At 31.6% G+C, this 20,173-nt stretch carries 17 protein-coding genes; 9 read left to right on the forward strand and 8 right to left on the reverse strand.

Annotated elements, in window-relative coordinates; translation table 11 throughout:
- The 4 genes from VGE71_RS14660 to rpe all read left to right on the forward strand — a co-directional run.
- On the forward strand, positions 1–1,331 hold a 1,331-nt coding region (locus VGE71_RS14660; protein WP_331139003.1), incomplete at its 5' end, for a tetratricopeptide repeat-containing sensor histidine kinase.
- The gene (locus VGE71_RS14665) at positions 1,324–2,070 is read left to right on the forward strand and encodes a LytR/AlgR family response regulator transcription factor (RefSeq protein WP_144215664.1); all 747 of its coding nucleotides are present in this window, start codon (positions 1,324–1,326) and stop codon (positions 2,068–2,070) included. The genes VGE71_RS14660 and VGE71_RS14665, both read left to right, overlap by 8 nt.
- Positions 2,071–2,797: 727 nt before the next feature.
- A complete protein-coding gene (locus VGE71_RS14670) occupies positions 2,798–3,661 on the forward strand; it encodes a sigma-70 family RNA polymerase sigma factor (RefSeq protein WP_007804760.1) in 864 nt (287 codons plus the stop codon).
- A 401-nt stretch (positions 3,662–4,062) separates the two neighbouring features.
- Positions 4,063–4,725, forward strand: a complete 663-nt coding sequence (rpe, locus tag VGE71_RS14675) for a ribulose-phosphate 3-epimerase (protein ID WP_306155746.1) — start codon at positions 4,063–4,065, stop codon at positions 4,723–4,725.
- Here rpe and VGE71_RS14680 read toward each other — a convergent pair.
- Both VGE71_RS14680 and VGE71_RS14685 read right to left on the reverse strand, forming a co-directional pair.
- A complete protein-coding gene (locus VGE71_RS14680) occupies positions 4,702–5,487 on the reverse strand; it encodes a DNA/RNA non-specific endonuclease (protein ID WP_331139004.1) in 786 nt (261 codons plus the stop codon). The two genes, rpe and VGE71_RS14680, sit on opposite strands and share 24 nt — an antisense overlap.
- Before the next feature lie 93 nt (positions 5,488–5,580).
- On the reverse strand, positions 5,581–7,767 hold the full coding sequence (locus VGE71_RS14685) for a carboxy terminal-processing peptidase (RefSeq protein ID WP_331139005.1): 2,187 nt from the start codon (positions 7,765–7,767) through the stop codon (positions 5,581–5,583).
- Between the two features lie 213 nt (positions 7,768–7,980).
- Between VGE71_RS14685 and surE the strand changes: the two genes are divergently transcribed.
- The 5 genes from surE to VGE71_RS14710 all read left to right on the forward strand — a co-directional run bounded on the left by surE (position 7,981) and on the right by VGE71_RS14710 (position 12,800).
- Positions 7,981–8,760 carry a 5'/3'-nucleotidase SurE gene (gene surE / locus VGE71_RS14690; RefSeq protein WP_331139006.1) on the forward strand — a complete coding sequence of 260 codons (780 nt, stop codon included), beginning with the start codon at positions 7,981–7,983 and terminating at the stop codon, positions 8,758–8,760.
- Complete coding sequence (locus VGE71_RS14695; RefSeq protein WP_331139007.1) at positions 8,753–9,022, forward strand: hypothetical protein; 270 nt, start codon at positions 8,753–8,755, stop codon at positions 9,020–9,022. Before surE ends, VGE71_RS14695 begins: the two co-directional genes overlap by 8 nt.
- 65 nt (positions 9,023–9,087) lie before the next feature.
- Positions 9,088–10,218: a lipid-A-disaccharide synthase gene (gene lpxB / locus VGE71_RS14700; protein WP_331139008.1), complete on the forward strand. Its 1,131-nt coding sequence runs from the start codon at positions 9,088–9,090 to the stop codon at positions 10,216–10,218.
- A gap of 15 nt (positions 10,219–10,233) precedes the next feature.
- On the forward strand, positions 10,234–10,719 hold the full coding sequence (locus VGE71_RS14705; RefSeq protein ID WP_331139009.1) for a C40 family peptidase: 486 nt from the start codon (positions 10,234–10,236) through the stop codon (positions 10,717–10,719).
- 47 nt (positions 10,720–10,766) lie between these two features.
- The gene (locus VGE71_RS14710; RefSeq protein WP_331139010.1) at positions 10,767–12,800 is read left to right on the forward strand and encodes a ComEC/Rec2 family competence protein; all 2,034 of its coding nucleotides are present in this window, start codon (positions 10,767–10,769) and stop codon (positions 12,798–12,800) included.
- A gap of 9 nt (positions 12,801–12,809) precedes the next feature.
- On the opposite strand, the gene VGE71_RS14715 is transcribed toward VGE71_RS14710, so the two are convergent.
- From VGE71_RS14715 to VGE71_RS14740, 6 genes are all read right to left on the reverse strand, one after another.
- Positions 12,810–13,256, reverse strand: coding sequence for a thioredoxin family protein (locus VGE71_RS14715; protein ID WP_331139011.1), 447 nt, complete (start codon positions 13,254–13,256; stop codon positions 12,810–12,812).
- A 255-nt stretch (positions 13,257–13,511) separates the two neighbouring features.
- Positions 13,512–13,964 (reverse strand): thioredoxin family protein, encoded by a 453-nt coding sequence (locus tag VGE71_RS14720; RefSeq protein WP_144215677.1) that lies wholly within the window; start codon positions 13,962–13,964, stop codon positions 13,512–13,514.
- Between the two features lie 215 nt (positions 13,965–14,179).
- On the reverse strand, positions 14,180–14,650 hold the full coding sequence (locus VGE71_RS14725; RefSeq protein ID WP_331139012.1) for a thioredoxin family protein: 471 nt from the start codon (positions 14,648–14,650) through the stop codon (positions 14,180–14,182).
- A 47-nt stretch (positions 14,651–14,697) separates the two neighbouring features.
- Positions 14,698–16,182, reverse strand: a complete 1,485-nt coding sequence (locus VGE71_RS14730; RefSeq protein WP_331139013.1) for a peptide MFS transporter — start codon at positions 16,180–16,182, stop codon at positions 14,698–14,700.
- 2 nt (positions 16,183–16,184) lie between these two features.
- Entirely contained in the window at positions 16,185–17,861 is a 1,677-nt protein-coding gene (locus tag VGE71_RS14735; protein ID WP_331139014.1) for a peptide MFS transporter, read from the reverse strand.
- A 36-nt stretch (positions 17,862–17,897) separates the two neighbouring features.
- On the reverse strand, positions 17,898–20,069 hold the full coding sequence (locus VGE71_RS14740; RefSeq protein ID WP_331139015.1) for a S9 family peptidase: 2,172 nt from the start codon (positions 20,067–20,069) through the stop codon (positions 17,898–17,900).
- Positions 20,070–20,173: the final 104 nt, after the last annotated feature.

Genomic DNA, 20,173 nt, shown 5'->3' on the forward strand with positions numbered 1-20,173 from the left:
ATTTTCAAAAAGTACTTGAACCTTCAACAAAAAATAACGATTGCCATATATATAGTGTTTATGGTAATCTTGGCATCTGTTATCTTCATTTAAATCAATTTGATAAAGCGGAGTTTTATTTATTAAAAAATTCAGAAATATTAAAAAACAGTAACGATACACTACCGCTTATAAATTCTTATTTTAATATAGCTTCTTTATATTATGAACAATATAAAGACAATCAGGCAATTCCCTATTTTGAAAATGCCTATAAATTATCAAAACAAGTTAAAGATATTGATACTAAAAGAGTAGCTGCTAAAAACATGGCAGTTGTAGAAGAAAACAGAGGCAATTTTAAGATAGCTCTAACTTATCGAAAAGAATCTGAACAATGGAAAGATTCTTTGAACAACCAAAATAAAGTTTGGGCTGTTGCCGATTTTGAGAAAAAATTTGCTGTTGCTCAAAAACAAAAGGAAATTAAGGTTCTTCAGGTTGAAAACAAACTAAAAAACACTCAACGTAACGGATTCTTTTTTACTGCAATTGGCTTATTATTACTTTTAACTGGTGGTGTTTATATTTACGCTCAGAAAGTTAAAAGCTCAAAAATCATATTGCTTCAAAAAAACAAACTGGATGAACTTAATGCTACAAAAGATCAATTATTTTCTATTGTAAGCCATGATTTAAGATCTTCTGTAAATGCTTTAAAAACGAGCAATGCAAAATTGTCTTCTACCTTAGAAACCAAAAATTACGAGGAATTAAATCAATTAATTGTACAAAATAGTGGTATTGCCAATAGCGCTTACAGTTTGCTGGATAACTTATTACATTGGGCTATGTTGCAAACCAAACAATTATATTTTCATAAAGAATCTGTACACTTATATTCTATCGTACAACAAATTGAGTATAATTATAAACCATTGCTACAGGACAAAGGAATTTCTTTCGAAAATTCGGTTTCAAAAAATATTTTTATCTTCGTAGATCTTGATTCGGTAAAAATTGTGCTTCGGAATCTATTAGACAATGCTATTAAATTTTCTAGCGAAAATGGAAAAATAAGCATTTATTCAGAAAACGATACTCCTACTTCTTGTCAATTAATAATTCAGGACGACGGAATCGGAATGAAACCGGAAACTATTGAGGCCTTACTTTCTGATAGCGAATTACTTGCTAAAAAAAGCAATTCTGAAACCATCGGAACCGGTTTAGGATTACAACTGTGTAAACAAATGGTCAGGAAAAATGATGGTCAATTAGCCATAGAAAGCAATTTAAAAAAAGGAACAAAAATGATTCTGACTTTTCCAAAAACAGCAAATAATGGATAATATTCATGTTTTAATCATTGAAGATACACCAGAGCAAAGTGATGCCTTAAGTAAGGTATTGCTAGAAAACAACTTTACTGTGGTTGGAGTTGCCAGAAACTTTACCGATGCCTTAAAACTTTTTTACGAAAATACCATCGATATTATTATTATTGATGTTTTTTTAGACGGAAAACCAGACGGAATTACCTTTGCAGAATCGATTAATATTATTCCAAACGCTTCAAAACCCTTTGTTTTTCTGACGAGTTCACAGGACCGTCAGATATTTGAACGCGCAAAACTTACAAAGCCTTTTAGTTTCCTAATGAAACCATTTAATGAGCTTGAAATTCTGTACGCTATAGAAATGGCTGTAGAGAAGTTTTATGCACAGACAAATGTATTCTTGAGTGAAGAACAAGACACTGTAATCAGTAATGATTTTTTATTTATAAAAAAGAAAAATGCCTTAAAAAAAGTATCTTTAAGCGACATTCTGTACATTGAAGTTGAAGAACGTTACTGCAATATTATTACCGAAAAAGAAAAATTTGTCATCTTAATTTCACTAACTAAAATCAGTGATTTATTAGATAAAAATAAATTCATCAGGACACATCGCAATACAATCGTCAATTCAGATAAAATTGAAGAAATAATTCTAGCCGATAATCTTATTGTTTTAAAAGGAAATCATAAAATAAACCTTAGCGATACTTATAAAGATTTTATAAAAAAAATCAATATTTTATCTTAACAATCCTCTAAAATCCTCTTTAAACAAAGGGGATTTTTTTATTAAAGACGAAATTTCTGTCCTTCTCATTTTTAAAAAAGATTTCATGACATAAAAAAAGGCACTCATGACATTTTTTGATTCTTCAACAAAAATCGAAATTACTTTTACAACCGAAATAAATAAAATAATAGTAGATGAGAATCGAATTAATTAGCCAACCCGACATGAAACTTTTAACTCTCACAAAAAAAATAATTAACAATCCCTGGATTGGAGTTACGATCTCATTAGTAGCTATTATTATTTCTTTATATAAAATTCTGGATGATATAACAGTAATGAGATTTGAATATATTGTATTAGTAATTTCATTTCCGATTTACATAAAATCGCTCAAAAAGATATTTGACGATATCTTAGATACTTCTGAAGATTACTTAGATTAAGATTTTTGCCCCCATTTTAATCAAGCAATTGCAACCTGAGGCACGCTTGTTAAAAACCCCAATTCAAAATATTGAATTGGGTTTTTAATTTTTTTACTATTTCAAACGCAACTTTTTCAACTTTACAAGGCTATTAATCAGAAATCTAGTTAAGATCACAATGTACCAAAACCCTATAGTTTCTCGATTCAATCTGGGGTTACATATAAATTTTAAAAAAAATAAAAAATTATTGTAACTTTTTTGATACTCCTTACGTATAACCATTTGTACACTTTAAAAAATAGGGAGACAACAACATGAGACAACTTAAAATCACCAAGCAGGTAACTAATCGTGAAACTGCATCGTTAGATAAATATCTACAAGAAATTGGAAAAGTTGACCTAATTACCGCTGATGAAGAGGTAGAATTAGCACAAAGAATAAAGGCTGGTGATCAAAGAGCTTTAGAAAAACTAACAAAAGCCAACCTACGTTTCGTAGTATCTGTGGCTAAACAATATCAAAATCAAGGATTAACTCTTCCGGATTTAATTAATGAAGGAAACTTAGGTTTAATTAAAGCGGCTCAACGTTTTGATGAAACTCGTGGTTTTAAATTCATTTCTTACGCTGTATGGTGGATTCGTCAATCGATTCTTCAAGCTTTAGCTGAACAATCTCGTATTGTACGTTTACCATTAAACAAAATTGGTTCTATCAATAAAATCAACAAAATGTATGCGTTATTAGAGCAATCTAACGAGCGTCCGCCTTCTGCTGAGGAAATTGCAAAAGAACTTGACATGACTGTAAACGACGTAAAAGAGTCTATGAAAAACTCTGGACGTCACCTATCTATGGATGCTCCTCTTGTTGAAGGAGAAGATTCTAACCTTTATGACGTATTACGTTCTGGCGAATCTCCAAATCCAGATAGAGAATTAATTCACGAATCTCTTCGTACTGAAATCGAACGTTCTTTAGAAACATTAACTCCAAGAGAGGCAGATGTTGTTCGTTTGTATTTTGGTCTTGGTGACCAACACCCAATGACTCTTGAAGAAATTGGTGAAACTTTCGACCTAACTCGTGAGCGTGTTCGTCAGATTAAAGAAAAAGCAATCCGTAGATTGAAACACACTTCTAGAAGTAAAATCCTTAAAACTTACTTAGGATAAACAATATTAAATTTCAAATTTTCAAAAATTCCAAATTCCAAGTAACAATTGGAATTTGGTAATTTTAAAATTGGAATTTTATCCCAAACAACAGTTTGATTGACTGTTCGTTTTTTGATTGATGATTGAAACTCCGGCTGATTACCGGAGTTTTTTATTTTATAAATCTTTTTTTGTAACGCAAAGAGCGCAAAGAATTACGCAAAGTTCGCTAAGTTTTTTTTAAAGAATCTCGCAAAGTCACAGAGTCGCAAAGAGTAATAAACTTTACGACTCTGTGACTTTGCGAGCATATTTTCTTAGATTGAGAACTTTGCGTAATTCTTTGCGCTCTTTGCGGTTAAATTTCAATCCCAGTTATAAAAAAATTATCTTTGTAAAGAAAAACAACACACTACACAATGAAAAATACATTTATTGCTCCTTCTGTTCTTGCTGCAGATTTTGCTAATTTACAGCGCGATGTCGAAATGATTAATAACAGTCAGGCTGATTGGTTTCATATCGATATTATGGATGGAGTTTTTGTTCCGAACATCTCTTTCGGAATGCCAGTTTTAGAAGCCATTTCAAAACATGCTAAAAAATATATTGATGTACATTTAATGATTATCGATCCAGATCGTTACATTAAAACTTTTGCTGATTTAGGCGCAAATGGACTAACCGTACATTATGAAGCTTGCACACATTTACACAGAACCTTACAAGCTATTAAAGCAGAAGGAATGAAAGCTGGAGTAGCAATGAATCCACATACTAATGTTGACTTATTAGAAGATGTTATTAATGACATCGACGTAGTTTGCATTATGAGTGTAAATCCTGGTTTTGGCGGACAATCATTTATTGAAAATACTTATGATAAAGTAAAAAAGCTAAAAGCATTGATTACACGCAAAAATGCTTCAACACTAATCGAAATTGATGGTGGTGTAACAAGCAAAAATGCCAAACAGTTAGTAGAAGCAGGTGCAGATGTTTTAGTTGCAGGAAGCTTTGTTTTTAAAGCTGAAAATCCGACAGAAACAATTGCGGATTTAAAAGTCCTTACTACTTTTTAAGTTTTTCAAATTCGGAAAGAAATCAATTCCAGTCATTTTTTCCAGAGTTTCAATCGGAACAACAAAATCGTAAATTGATTTATCGCTTTTTTCATTTGGAACCAAAAATGCAATTGCTTTGTGCTCTTTTCCCGATTTCGCTAAAACAATTTTATAGAAATATTTAGGAACAGCGACTTTTTCTGTTCCTATTTTTTTGTCCGAATCTTTCGCAATTCCTCCAGTTACAACATAAATATCATTGTATTTTCCTGCCCAATAACGAGTCTTCTGCTCTATTCTATTCCAGATTCCGGCATTAAATTCTTTTTTCTGAGGCGAAATGTTCGAAGTATAAAAAGTATCACTATAAGCACCTTTATTAAATTCCATATCTCCTGCTGGGCAAAGATGTCCTTTATCATATCCGGAGTTTTTATAGTTTCTCCAATCTGCAGAACCAGTTGTTACTTTGGGATCTTCAATAAAATAAGGTCTTTTATAATCGTTGTTTTTCAAGAATTCTTTTTTCAGTTCATACGCCACCCATTCAGCCTGTTCAAACTTTTCATTGTAAGAAAGCGTGTAATATTGGTGCTTGACAATCTGTTTTGTTGTCGAACTTGGAAGATAAGCCACAGTGTATAAAGAATCTGTAGTATTTGCATTTCCTTTAAAAGAAACAGCTTCATTATTACTTATTTTCTCATTGATTTCTACATTTTCTTTTTTACAAGACAGCAATGCAAAACTCATCAAAATCAAACTTAAAAAACCTTTCATAATTCTATTTTTATTGAGATAAACTTACAAAAAAACGCTCCATAAATTCAAAATTTATAGAGCGTTTTTAAACAAATTAAATTCTTTTCGAACTTAAGACTTCACTAGTTTATCCTTTTTCATTTTAGGAGAAACATTGTTATTTTTCACCAATCCTTTTGGCTGTAAATCATCTAAAACATTTAAAGCTTCTTCTACATAAACGTCTTTAGATAATGCCTGATGCCAAGCATCTCTTTTTTCTTTTAAAGAAGCATCTGCTTTTGTTTCAGCTTCTTCATAAGGAAGTGACTTGAAAATCAGACTGTTTTTGTAATCTGAGATTGGTTTATATTTTTTTCCTTCGTTTTCAACTTGCTCCTGAGTTTGTTTGAAACTGTTAATATTCAAGCTATAAACGTTTTCTTTATTCTTAACATCAATCCATTTTGCATTATCGTCAATCAATTTGAATTGAGCGTTTTGAGCAATTCTGTTTTTACTATTATTAATCGCTCTAGTAAAATTTTCATTAGAAGTCCAAGTGCTGTAATCAGCTGGATCAATTTTATCCCAAGGCATAGCGTTGTCGATATCTCTCTCACCCATTTTTAGGTAAGCGTAACGATCTGGCATTACAACATCACTATGAACACCTTCTAATTGCGTAGAACCACCATTGATTCTGTAGAATTTTTGTCCTGTAATTTTCAATGCTCCAAGATCTCCATAATTGGCATTACGAACAAATTGATTCAAATCTAATACATTTTGAACAGTACCTTTACCGTAAGTTTGTTTACTTCCGATAATCACACCACGTTTGTAATCCTGAATAGCAGCCGCTAAAATCTCAGATGCCGAAGCAGAAAAACTGTTTACCATGATAACCAATGGTCCGTCCCATTCGATTTTTTTATCTTTATCGTATAAAACTTCTTTCTTTTTACCAGCAGATTTAACCTGAACAATTGGTCCTTCTTCAATAAACAAACCTGCAATATCAACTACTGTAGAAAGAGATCCTCCACCATCATCACGAACGTCAAGAACAATTCCGTTAATGTTTTCTTTTTTCAGTCTTTCTACTTCAAGAGCAATATCTTTTCCAGCGTCACGTCCGTCTTTGTTTTCAAAATCGATGTAAAATTTAGGAAGATAAATTACTCCATATTTTAAACCATTTTTTTCTACAATACTAGACTTAGCGTAAGTTTCTTCAATTTCAACAACATCTCTGATAATTGAAATCACTTTGATACTTCCGTCTACTTTTTTCACTGTAAGTTTAACTTCAGTTCCTTTGTGCCCTTTAATTTTCTTCACTACATCATCTAGACGCATTCCAACAACATCTACCGGCTCTTCATTACCTTGGGCAACTTTCAAGATTAAATCTCCAGCTTCTAATTGTTTTCCTTTCCATGCTGGACCTCCAGAAATCAACTCATCAATTTGAGTGAAATCATTTTTCTTAGTCAAACGAGCTCCAATACCTTCTAATTTACCACTGATATTTACATCAAAACGATCTTTTTCTTCAGGTGCAAAATAACTAGTATGAGGATCAAAACGTGTCATAATTGAATTCAAATACACTGAAAACCAGTATTCTCTATTCAAATCTTTAATTACACTAAAATTATCATCTAATGATTTTAAAGAACTTTCACGTGTTTCTTTTTCTAAGGTTTCAAAAGATTTTTCTTTGTAAGCTGGATCTTTTTTCTTCTTTTCTTCTTCAATTTTTTGTTTTGTTACAAGAGAAGAAAGAGTAGATAATTTAATTTGTTTTCTCCATCTTTCATTAATCTCCGTTAAGTTTTTTGCATACGGGATTTTCTCGTAATCAGCATCAAAAGTCTCATCCACATTATAGTTGAATGGCTGAGCTAAAATCGTTTTGTAACGTTTTTTACTTTCTTCCATACGTTTCATTAATCTTGTATAAGTAAGATTAAAGAAAGTAATGTCTTTATTCAAAAATTGATCATCAAGCATTAATTCATACTGCTTAAATTCGTCAATATCAGACTGCAAGAAAAATCTTTTAGAAGGGTCTAATGCCTCTATATAATCTTTAAAAATACCTTTTGAGAATTCATCATTTATTTCTGCCGGACTGTAATGTCCTTTTTCAATAACAAATGCTAATAATTCTAAAAGTGTCTTGTCTCTGTTCGGATCTGGGTCGATTGTCCTATCGGCATTCATCTTAAATGCAAATAATGTAAGCGATAAGCACAATACGGCTATGAGTATCTTATAATTTCTTTTCATAAACTTTATAATAGCATTCATCAATTTTTTTATCTAAGTTACGTTAAAAACTATGCCACGAGAGCTAACGTCACGATAATTTTTTGTTAAAGATATAAAAATGTTTAATTCGCAAAAAAGTTCTTTACCTTAGTTGACAAATTTTGCAATATTTGTGACGTATCATTCATAAACAGTAACTTTATTTGTTTTTAAAATCTTACAATTGTTAAAATTACACATAATACCTATAAAATGAAAATCCAAAAACCTTTAATATTAGTAACCAACGACGATGGTATTTTGGCTCCCGGAATCAGAGCTCTTATCAGCGTTATGGAAACAATCGGCGATGTAATTGTGGTTGCGCCAGATAAACCTCAAAGTGCAATGGGACACGCTATAACCATTAATAATACTTTATTTCTGGATAAAATTTCTAAAGATGGTGACGCTATTGCAGAATACAGCTGCTCTGGAACTCCGGTTGATTGTGTAAAATTGGCAGTAAACGAAATCTTAAAACGCAAACCAGATTTATGTGTTTCGGGCATCAATCACGGTTCTAATTCTTCTATCAATGTTATTTATTCTGGAACGATGAGTGCTGCGGTTGAAGCTGGAATTGAAGGCATTCAATCTATTGGTTTTTCTCTATTGGATTTTGACTGGAATGCTGACTTTGAACAGATTAAATCGTTTGTCAAAAAAATCGCTTTAGAAACACTCGAAAACAAATTACCACCGGGAGTTGTTTTAAATGTCAATTTTCCAAAATTAAAAGAATCAGAAATCAAAGGAATTAAGGTTTGTCGTCAGGCGAAAGCTTACTACGCTCAAAAATTTGATAAAAGACAAACTCCTTTCGGGAAAGATTATTACTGGCTTGCCGGAAAATTTGTAAACGAAGATAAAGGTGAAGATACTGATGAATGGGCTTTAGAAAACGGATATGTTTCTGTCGTTCCTGTTCAGTTTGATCTTACTGCCCATCACTCTATTCAACAACTTAATACTTGGAAATTAAATGACTAAAGAAATAGGAATCGGTTTTTTAATTGGAATTTTTACTGCGCTTTTAGGCAGTTATCTGTTTATTACTTTTTTTACCACTTTTGATATTTCATCTGGTGTTCAAATCATTCGAAAAAATGGTTACATGGGAAAAATCATCACGTTAGGAACACTTTTAGACCTTGCTGTTTTTGCCATTCTTTTAAAAAGAAATAAAGAATTCATGGCTCGCGGAGTAATTTTAGCAGTGATTGTTCTAGCAATTTCTACATTAGTTATTTAAATCTTATCTTTGCTAATATCCATATTTACGGAATATAACTTTAGCACATTTTCAAAAAAACCATCATGAAATACTATATCATTGCAGGTGAAGCCTCTGGAGATTTACACGGTTCTAACTTAATGAAAGCATTATATGTTGAAGATCCTCAGGCAGAAATTCGTTTTTGGGGAGGTGACTTAATGCAAAAAGCTGGCGGAACTCTTGTAAAACATTATCGAGATCTAGCTTTTATGGGATTTATTGAAGTGGTTTTCAACTTAAAAACTATTTTAAACAATATTAAAATCTGCAAAAAAGACATTACGCAGTTTCAACCTGATGTCATCATTTTTATTGATTACCCTGGTTTTAATATGCGAATTGCTAAATGGGCAAAAGAATTAGGTTATAAAACGCATTACTACATTTCTCCTCAAATTTGGGCTTGGAAAGAAAATCGTATTAAAGCAATCAAGCAAGATGTGGATAAAATGTTTGTTATTCTTCCTTTCGAAAAAAGCTTTTATGAGGATAAACACCATTTTCCAGTAGATTTTGTTGGACATCCTTTGATTGATGCTATTCAGAATCAACCCGCATTTGATGAAGCTTCATTTAGAAAAGAAAATAATTTGGGAGAAAAGCCAATTATTGCCGTTTTACCAGGAAGCCGTAAACAGGAAATCACCAAAATGCTAAGCGTAATGCTAAGCGTTGTTGATGATTTTCAGGATTATGAATTTGTCATTGCTGGCGCACCAAGCCAGGATTTCGAATTTTATCAGCAGTTTTTAAAAAATAAAAACATTGCATTTGTTTCCAACAAAACATACAACCTATTACGTTCTGCAACAGCTGCACTTGTTACGTCTGGAACTGCTACGCTTGAAACTGCTCTTTTTAAAGTTCCCGAAGTAGTTTGTTACAAAGGAAGCGAAGTTTCATATCAAATTGCTAAACGCATTATTACTTTAAAATATATTTCTCTTGTAAATCTTATTATGGATCAGGAAGTTGTAACCGAATTGATTCAGGGAGAATGTAACAAAAAACGAATTAAAGAAGAACTTCAAAAATTATTAGAACCGGATTATCGCAATAAAGTGCTACAAAATTACGATATATTAGAACAGAAATTGGGCGGAGTTGGCGCGAGTAAAAAAACAGCCGAGTTGATTGTTGCCGAGTTGATTGTTGCCGATTTGAAAGAATAATTTAAAATCTGAGTTTTGAAAAAAATTGTAATTTTTCTGCTTTTCACTGTTGTTTTTACGTCATGTAAATCAACTTCAACGGCTGTAAGCAAAAGCGAATCAAAAAAAGAAAACAGAAATCTGGTTAATACTTTAATCGAAAAAGCAACCGACAATATTGGCGTTCGTTACAAAGCTGGAGGAACTACAAAAAACGGTTTTGATTGTTCTGGTTTAGTTTACACTACTTTTGGAAGCGAAAACATAACACTTCCAAGAAGTTCTTTTGAACAGGCAAAAATCGGAAAAGTAATTCCTTTAAACGATGCCCAAAAAGGCGATCTGATTTTTTTTAAAACCAATAAAAGCAGACAAATCAATCACGTTGGATTAATAACAGAAGTCAATTCTGATGAAGTTAAATTTGTGCACTCTTCAACCTCAAAAGGTGTCATTATTTCCTCTACAAAAGAACCTTACTACAAAAATTCTTTCGAGCAAGTCAATCGGGTTGTTCATTAAAAACAATTTTAACTATTTTTCTTACAAATATTTAATACTTTTAAGCCATGAAAGTATTAGATTTTCCTTTAGTTAAAATTACATTTGCCTTTATATTTGGAGTTGTTGCATCTTACTATATGCATTTCTCTATTTCGCTAGTTGCCTTACTGCTAGCCTTATTTTCTGTATTATTTTGTTTGAGTTATTATTCGTCTCTAAAGAATTCTAAAAAATATATTTTATTTGGTTTCTCTGTCTATTCGCTTTCTTTCATCCTTGGCATCTTAACTCTTTTAAGCCATACCGAAAGTCTTCAGAAAGACAATTACACACAGTGTAAATCTGCATTTGAAAATCCACAATCTATAGTTTTATTACTTCGTGAAAAACTAAAAAGCAACGACTATAGTGACCGATATATTGCTCATGTAAAAAGTATTTCAGGAAAAAATTATAGCGGAAAAATAATTATCAACGTTCAAAAAGACAGTAGCAAAAATGCTTTATTAATTGGAAATATACTTAAGGTTAAAACTACTTTACAACACAGTAAATCAGCCAAAAATCCGAACCAGTTTGATTATAGCACTTATTTGGCCAATAAACAAATCTATGCTCAGATCTATTGCCAGAAAAAGGACATTTTAGTTAGTAAAACTCTGCAAAAAGACATCTGGTATTATTGCGGAAAATTACACTCCAGAATAATTTCGAACCTTGAAAAATCAAATTTTAGCAAATCAGAAATGAATGTGGCACTTGCCTTAATTCTGGGACAACAACAGGAAATTTCACAAGATATTATTCAGGATTATCAATATTCGGGAGCTACTCATATTTTATCGGTATCCGGTTTGCATGTGGGGTTTATAATGCTTTTCATCACTTTTATTTTAAAGCCAATTCCAAACACAAAAAGAGGATCTTTTATCAAACTCACTTCTATTCTGATTTCTTTAGCCGGATTTGCCGTTATTTCTGGACTTTCTCCATCGGTTTTACGATCTGTTGTTATGTTTTCTTTTTTAGCAATTGGAAATCATTTACGCAGAAACGGAAACATTTATCATACCTTATTGGTTTCAATACTTTTAATCTTGCTTTTCGAACCTTACTTCTTATTTGATGTTGGTTTTCAATTAAGTTATTTAGCATTATTTTTCATTCTATGGCTCCAGCCTATTCTTAAAAATATCTACAAACCAAAAAATAAAATAACACTTTATATCTGGGAAGCACTAACGGTTTCTTTTGCTGCACAAATTGGCACTTTGCCATTATGTTTGTTCTATTTTCACCAGTTTCCGGGTTTATTTTTTGTGACCAATATTATCATACTTCCTGTTTTGTCCTTTATCATGATTGCCGGAATTATCGTGATGCTCATTGCTATTTTCACCAGTCCGCCTTTAATTATAATAATGATTTTTGAAAAAAGCATCTATTTATTAAATCTTATGATTCATGGTGTAGCTTCTATTGAATCATTTGTAATTAGAGACATAAGCTTCAATTCTTACTACTTATTGAGTTTTTACCTCCTTATAATTTCCTTTATTATATGGATAAAAAAACCGAATTATAGTAAGCTCATTTTTATACTTAGCACTGTAATTTTAGTTCAATTATCTTTTATACTGACTAAAATTCAAAAAGAAAGCGAAAGAGAATTAATTGTTTACAATGAAAAAAATAACACACTTGTCTCTGAACGCATAGGCAGCAAAATCGTTCTGTTTACAAGAGATATCAATTTAGAAAAAAACTCTAAAAACAGAAATATCAACCCTTATCTTGTTGGAAATTCGATTGCATTAACAAAAGTGGAAGCGACTAAGAACTTACTTTATTTTAAAAATAAAAAAATCCTAATTATTGACAGCAGTGGAATTTATCCTTTTAACCTAAAACCAGATATTTTAATTTTGACTCAAACACCAAAAATAAATCTGGACAGATTGCTGAAAAATATTCATCCTAAAATTATAATTTCTGATGGATCAAATTCAAATTCAATTCAAAACCTCTGGAAAAACAGTTGTATAAAAAGAAATATCCCTTTTCATTCTACAACTGAAAAGGGATATTACAAACTATAATTACTTCTATTATTCCGGATTTAAAATCAAATTAGATGCAGAAATCCAAGATTTAACTCCAGCCATATAAGATATTAGGCCCAGTTTATTAAAATTGGTTTTTCCTTTTCTGACACTTACTTCCGAAAAACACACTTGCGGGATTTCTTCGATCCCAAAAGCATTTTTCAATCTTAAGTTTTGTTCTTTCGCTATATCTGTAAGCGATTGATCTGAAAGATCAAGTTTTACCAAAATAACATTTTTACGAGACCATTCTTCAAAATCTCTTGAAGCAAAAATTTCATTTTGAAGCTGAGGATTTACACCCTGACCTGTAAAGAAAATTAGTAATGGTTTTCTTTTTTCTGTACTTGCAGTAACAGCATCATTAATATCTGTTCTCCAGATACTATTCTGTGCGCTGACAAAAAATGAACTAAAAAAAAGTAGTAGGATAAGTAGTTTTTGAAGCATAATATTGGGTTTAGGGTAAGTTAATAAAACTAAAATAGTATAAAAACTGAACCAAACGAATTATTTAATGAATTAATAACTCTCTACTAAACATTAAAATCAAATTAATAATAATAGGATATTTTTTTAATAAATGTTAAAAAAACACTACTAAAAAAAATCAATTCTCTACCTGAATTTTAACGATAAAAAAATCCCTTTCTGCAAAGCAAAAAGGGATCAAAAAAAAATTAAAATAAAAGTTGAATGTACTTGTTATTCTACTGGATGTAAAATCGTATTTGATTCTGCAATCCAGGCTTTAGCTCCTCCAGGCTTGTAGGCAATTTTTCCTAAAGCACTAAAAGTCGTTTTGTTCTTTCTGACTGATGCCATTGCAAAACATACTTCTGGAAGATCCTGAACTCCAAAAGCATTTTTCAGCTTTACGTTTTGTTCTCGATCACTATCAGAAGCATTCATATCAGATAGATCTAATTTTACTAAAATCACATTGTCACGTGACCAAACAGCAAAATCTGGGGTTTTAAAAATTTCGTTTTGAAGATTGTCTGGTACACCTGAGGCAGTGAATAAAATCAACATTGGTTTTTTTTGGTCGTTGCTTATCGCAATAGCATCAGTCATGCTTGTGCGCCATGCTAGGCTTTGTGCTTGCATCATAAATGAACCTAAAAAAAACAGTAGGATAAGTAGTTTTTTAGTCATATAATTTGGTTTTGGTTAGATTAGCATGACGAAATTAACATTATATTTTAATTTTCCAATTTTTATTAGCTTAAAAAATACATTATGTGTTTTTTTAAATACAATAAAATACAAAATACGTAAAAACACTTATACCTATTGAAAACTTTTTCTTACGAAACAAAAAAAGCCCCTCACGATCTGTGAGAGGCTTTATATTATTTTATGTTTTTAATTTATGATTTCTTCGGATGTAAAATTCCTTCAGCAACCGTAAGCCAAGCAGACGGTCCGCCCGCAACATATCCTGTTTTACCAAGACCTTTAAAATTCACTCTTCCATCTTTAGATTCTGCACTTGTAAAGAAAATTGTTGGAAAACCCTGAATTGCAAAAGCTTGCTGCAATTCCAGATTTTGATTTTTAAGTTCTGGTGTTTGAGAAACAGCTTTACTAGGATAATCTAATTCTACTAAAACAACATTAGTAGATGCCCATTTTTTGAATTCTTCTGTCTTAAGAACCTCGTTTTGCAAACGAATACACCAACCACACCAATCACTTCCTGTAAAAAACATTAACATAGGTTTTTGTTCTTTGTTACTCACCGTGATCGCTTCTCTAACATCTGTATACCATTTTAATTCTTGTGCCTGAAGATTCGCAGCACCAATTAAAAACAAAGCAATAAGTAGTATTTTTTTCATAATGGGGAAATTTTGACAAATTTATGCAAAATCTGATTACGATATATTTATTTAACTTCTTGCATTAATTTTTTAATAATTGGAGAAATTGCAATCAAGACAACACCTGCAATAAGCGAATAAATAGCCAATTGATAATATCCCTCTGTATACGATTGTAACTTAGACAATAATGTATCTCCCGTATTTGATCTCGAAATCTCTGCGCCTAATTTCCCTGCGAATAATTGTCCAAAGGCTGCTGCCAAAAACCACAATCCCATCATCATTCCAAATAATCGTTTTGGCGATAATTTTGTAATGATAGACATTCCGATTGGGCCTAAACAAAGCTCACCGATTGTTGTCACTAAATAAGCAAAAGTAAACACATTTAAAGAGGCAATTCCTTGGGCATTTGCAAAAAATCTCGTTAGATAGAAAATATAGAAAGATGCTGCTAAGAACAAAAATCCGATTCCGAATTTGATTAATGTATTAGGTTCAATTTTTCTTTTTCCCATCCAGATCCACAACAAACCAATCAGCGGACTTAAAACAACCACAAAGAAAGTATTCGAACTATTGTTGATGATATTTGGATCAATATTAAAGAACAACAATTTATTATCTAAATTATCTTTCGCAAAAAGCGATAATGAACCTCCACTCTGTTCGTAAATTGCATTAAATAAAAGATAGAAAAACACAAATAAAAATGCTGCAAAAAGCTTTTTCTGTAGTTTAACATCTCCCAATTTATACAATTCATAAGAAAAATATAACACCGCTACAATACCAATTGTATACATGAAATAATCAGTATAATCAGTATTTTTAACCATAACATAAATAAGAGGAATACTTAATAACGAAAGTCCGTAAACTGCTATTTCGCGTACTTTTCTTTTACTTGAATCTAGATTCAACAAAGGAGAATCTCCAATTGGACCTAAGTATTTTTTAGTCATTAAAAAAGTAACCAATCCTAAAAACATTACAATCGCTGCCGACAAGAAGCACAATTGCCAAGAATAGTATTTTCCTAAATAAACACATAAAGCACCTCCAAGAAGCCCTCCAACGTTTATTCCGGCATAAAACATTCCATAACCAGCATCTCTTCTTCCATCGTCTTCTTTATACAATTCTCCGACCATTGAAGAAACATTTGGCTTAAAGAAACCTGTTCCAATAATTGAAAAAGCAATTCCGTAGTAAAACAAATCATGAGGAGCAACTGCGATTAAAAGATTTCCAAGAATCATTACAATCGCACCAAAGAACAAGGATTTTTTAAATCCTAAAACTTTATCTGCAAAAATACCTCCAATAAAAGTAAAAGCATAAACAAAAGCCTGAATTGCTCCATATTGTAAATTAGCATGATCTTCTTTCAAAAAAAGTTGATCTACCATAAAAATTGTAAGCACACCACGCATTCCGTAGAAACAGAAACGTTCCCACATTTCAACAAAAAACAAGTACCACAATTGCTTTGGGTACTTGCCTTCAAAATTTTGAATTTCTTCGAGAGTAATATTCTTTTCCATTTTTATCTAACTCCGTGCATTAATTTCTTTAACAATGGCGTTAAAGCAAACAATAAAATCGCCGCAATACCTGTTAGAACAACAAATACCATAAAGAATTCGTATAAGTTATGGATTTCAAATCCTGCAAAAATTGGATTTTGAGCACTAATTTGATGATGATCCAACAAAGCAACTTGCTCTGTCGTTGGAGTTATTTTTTTATCTAAAATAGCTTGAAGATCGATTCCTAATTCTTTTGCTTTTGCAAATTTGTCTCCAGTTGCTGGTAAGATTGAGCCTAAAGTTCCTCCTAATGCATAACCAGAAGCATTAGACAAAAAGAATACTCCATATAACAATGAAGCAAAACGTTTTGGAGATAGTTTACCAACCAATGACAATCCGATTGGAGATAAACATAACTCAGCACATGTATTTAAGAAATATAATAAGATCAACCATTTAACCAATAACAAACCAGAAGTTCCGATATAAGAAACCTGAGTTGCAATCATGAAGAAACTGATTGAAATTACAACTAATCCAACAGCTAATTTTACTGGAGAAATTGGTTCTTTTCCTTTAGCCCTTAAAGTATCCCAAAGAACACTAAACGGAACCGCTAAAAGTACAACGAATAATCCGTTGAAAATCTGAACCATTGATGGTGGCATTGCCCATCCAAAGAAATGTCTGTCTGTTTGGTTGTCAGCAATAAAAGTCAAAGATGAACCTGCCTGCTCAAACGCTGCCCAGAAGAAAATAATAAAGAATGATACAATGTAAATTACAATAATTCTATCTCTTTCAACTTTAGTTAAAGAAGTGTCAGATATAATTAATCCAGCCAATGCCAAACCACTTGAATAAATCAAAGTATAAATTAAATTTTGACCTACAACATAATGAAAAAAGAATCCTAAAGCAATAAATGCAATTCCTGCAATTGCTAAAGCTTTACCAGAAAAGTTTGCTTGTTGTGCTTCTCCTTCTTCAAAATCTGAAGCATCATTTTTAGATGGAAGTCCACCTAATGGTTTTCCTTCTGGAGAAACAACATATTTGTTTTTCAAAAAGTAAAAAAGAACTGTTCCTAACAACATTGCAACAGAAGCTGCCAAGAATCCCCATCTAAAAGCGTGGATATCTCTAACTCCTCCTGCATCTTTAACATCTCCTAATAATGGGCAAATTGATTGTCCAAGAAAAGCTCCGATGTTAATTCCCATATAGAAAATCGTAAATGCACTGTCTAATTTTGTTTTTTCTTGTTTTGGATACAAGCTTCCAACCATACTAGAAATATTTGGTTTAAAGAATCCGTTACCAAAAACAATTACACCCAACGCCGAATACATAATGATTTTTGCCAGTCCTAAGTTAGACTCAAAAACGCTTCCACTTGTAAACAAAAGCAATTGTCCGATAGCCATTAATAATCCTCCTAATAAGATACAATTTCTGTTTCCTAAATAACGATCGGCTACAAAACCTCCTAACATTGGAGTTAAATAACAAAGACCAAGAAAACCTCCGTAAATCAACGAAGCTTCTTCTTCTTTCATTAATAATGAATTTACAAGAAATAAAGTCAATAAAGCTCGCATTCCATAAAAATTGAACCGCTCCCACATCTCAGTTCCAAATAATACCCAAAGTCCTTTTGGATGCGCAGTTTTTACTTGATTTTCCCCCATATTATTCGATTATTTAATTAAGTTTAAAGTTTTAGATTATAGATTTTCCTTGATAAAATTAGTCATTTTATTATAAAGCTGAATTCTTGTTTTTCCGCCGTAAATACCATGATTTTTATCCGGATAAATTTGAGAATCAAACTGTTTATTAGCCTGAATTAAGGCCTCCATCATCTGCATTGAATTCTGAACGTGAACGTTATCATCGCCAGAACCATGAATCAATAAAAATTTACCTTTTAATTTATCAACGTGATTGATTGGCGAATTTTGATCGTATCCACTTGCATTTTCCTGTGGAGTCTGCATGTATCTTTCTGTGTAAACACTGTCATAAAATCTCCAGTTGGTTACTGGAGCAACAGCGATTGCCATTTTGAAAACATCGTTTCCTTGAAAAATACAGTTAGAAGCCATAAATCCTCCATAACTCCATCCGAAAATTCCAATTCTTGATGCATCAACATACGGATAAGAACCTATAACTTTAGCTGCATCAATTTGATCTTCTACTTCATATTTTCCTAATTCTTTTTGGGTCACTTTTTTGAAATCAGCTCCCTTAAAACCAGTTCCTCTTCCATCAACACAAGCTACAATATAACCTTGTTGTGTAAGAGACAAGAACCAATAATCATCAGAATTATTCCAATCGTTGTTTACTTGTTGCGATCCTGGTCCAGAATATTGGTACATGAAAACTGGGTATTTTTTAGAAGAATCAAAATCTTTTGGTTTTAAGATCCAAGCATTTAATTCGTTTCCTTTTGCTGTTTTTAAAACAATAAATTCTTTTGCAGGCAAATTATACGCTTTCAGTTTATCAGCAAGCGCTTGATTGTTTTCTATAATCTGAATTTCTTTTCCTGTTTTTGATTCATTCAAAGTATAAGTCGTAGGAACTAAATTACTTGAGAAAGTTGTAATGAAATATTGGAAGTTCGGACTGAAAGTTGCCGCACTTGTTCCCACTTTTGTAGTTAAACGAGTTTTGTTTTTTCCATCTAAACCAACTCTGTAAATATCTCTATTGATAGAACCATTTTCTGTAGATTGGTAGAAAATAGTTTTTGTTTTTTCGTCGAAACCGTAGTAAGAAACAACTTCCCAGCTTCCTTTTGTAACTTGATTTTTAAGTTTTCCAGTTTTGTCATATAAATAGATATGATTGAAACCGTCTTTTTCGCTAGTCCAGATAAAACTGTTGTCTTTTAAGAAAGTTAAATTGTCTGTTACATCTACATAAGCCTTGTCTTTTTCATTCAAAACAACTTTTGCAACCGCAGTATTTCCATCAACAAACAATAAATCTAAGTTGTCTTGGTGACGATTTAAGACTTGTGCAGAAAGTGTATTTGCATCATTTGTCCATTGTAATCTTGCAATATAAAAATCATTATATTTTCCTAAATCTACTTTTTTAGTTGCTCCAGCAGCTACATCATATATATGTAATGAAACTTCTGAGTTTTTTTCTCCCGCTTTTGGATATTTGAAAGTTTCGATTGTTGGATACAAATCTTTATGAAACATTGACATTGAAAATTCTGGAACCTGGCTTTCATCAAAACGAATATAGGCTACTTTTTTACTGTCTTTGCTCCAATCAAAAGCACGAACAAAAGCAAATTCTTCTTCATAAACCCAGTCTGTAATACCATTAATTACAGCATTCTTTTTTCCGTCTGTTGTAATTGGAGTAGATTTTTTAGAAGCAATATCATATACATATAAATTGTTTTCTCTTGCGTAAGCTATTTTTGAACCATCAGGAGAAAAAGTAGGCTCTTGAATTTGAAAATCAAAAAGTTTTGTCAATGATTTTGATGTGATATCATATAAATAATAATCTGCAGTAAAAGAACGACGGAAAATCTGATTTGTATGGCATGCAATTAAAATTTTCTTTTCAGATGCATCAAAAATATAGCTGTCAATTCCTTCTGAAAGTGCTGGGTGATTTTTTGTATCAATTAAATTAGAAACCTTTTTTAAAGTTGCAAAATCATATAAATCAATCTGCATGCTTCTGCTTGCTCTATCAACATTCAATACAGTATATTGGTCTGTATTTTTCAAAGATTGTAATTCATCCATTCCTTTTGCTCGAAAAGCACCTCCGTAAATATTTTCGATAGTGATTTTTTGTTGACCAAAAACGGTCGCAACTAGAAATAAAAGTATTACAGTAATTTTACTTGTACTCATTACAATTAATTTAAATATAAAAAAGAGCCCAATTTTAGTAAAAAAAATAAACATAATACACATTTTAAGTGTTAAATGTTAAAAAAAATAACGATTGCGTACTT

Origin of the sequence: Flavobacterium sp. (assembly GCF_036405015.1) — a bacterium.
Lineage (GTDB): Bacteria > Bacteroidota > Bacteroidia > Flavobacteriales > Flavobacteriaceae > Flavobacterium.

Excerpts from the sequence above, each read along its gene's own strand:
- VGE71_RS14665 (WP_144215664.1), top strand. The coding sequence starts at position 1,324 with ATGGATAATATTCATGTTTTAATCATTGAAGATACACCAGAGCAAAGT.
- VGE71_RS14670 (WP_007804760.1), top strand. The coding sequence starts at position 2,798 with ATGAGACAACTTAAAATCACCAAGCAGGTAACTAATCGTGAAACTGCA.
- rpe (WP_306155746.1), top strand. The coding sequence starts at position 4,063 with ATGAAAAATACATTTATTGCTCCTTCTGTTCTTGCTGCAGATTTTGCT.
- VGE71_RS14680 (WP_331139004.1), bottom strand. The coding sequence starts at position 5,487 with ATGAAAGGTTTTTTAAGTTTGATTTTGATGAGTTTTGCATTGCTGTCT.
- VGE71_RS14685 (WP_331139005.1), bottom strand. The coding sequence starts at position 7,767 with ATGAATGCTATTATAAAGTTTATGAAAAGAAATTATAAGATACTCATA.
- surE (WP_331139006.1), top strand. The coding sequence starts at position 7,981 with ATGAAAATCCAAAAACCTTTAATATTAGTAACCAACGACGATGGTATT.
- VGE71_RS14695 (WP_331139007.1), top strand. The coding sequence starts at position 8,753 with ATGACTAAAGAAATAGGAATCGGTTTTTTAATTGGAATTTTTACTGCG.
- lpxB (WP_331139008.1), top strand. The coding sequence starts at position 9,088 with ATGAAATACTATATCATTGCAGGTGAAGCCTCTGGAGATTTACACGGT.
- VGE71_RS14710 (WP_331139010.1), top strand. The coding sequence starts at position 10,767 with ATGAAAGTATTAGATTTTCCTTTAGTTAAAATTACATTTGCCTTTATA.
- VGE71_RS14715 (WP_331139011.1), bottom strand. The coding sequence starts at position 13,256 with ATGCTTCAAAAACTACTTATCCTACTACTTTTTTTTAGTTCATTTTTT.
- VGE71_RS14720 (WP_144215677.1), bottom strand. The coding sequence starts at position 13,964 with ATGACTAAAAAACTACTTATCCTACTGTTTTTTTTAGGTTCATTTATG.
- VGE71_RS14725 (WP_331139012.1), bottom strand. The coding sequence starts at position 14,650 with ATGAAAAAAATACTACTTATTGCTTTGTTTTTAATTGGTGCTGCGAAT.
- VGE71_RS14730 (WP_331139013.1), bottom strand. The coding sequence starts at position 16,182 with ATGGAAAAGAATATTACTCTCGAAGAAATTCAAAATTTTGAAGGCAAG.
- VGE71_RS14735 (WP_331139014.1), bottom strand. The coding sequence starts at position 17,861 with ATGGGGGAAAATCAAGTAAAAACTGCGCATCCAAAAGGACTTTGGGTA.
- VGE71_RS14740 (WP_331139015.1), bottom strand. The coding sequence starts at position 20,069 with ATGAGTACAAGTAAAATTACTGTAATACTTTTATTTCTAGTTGCGACC.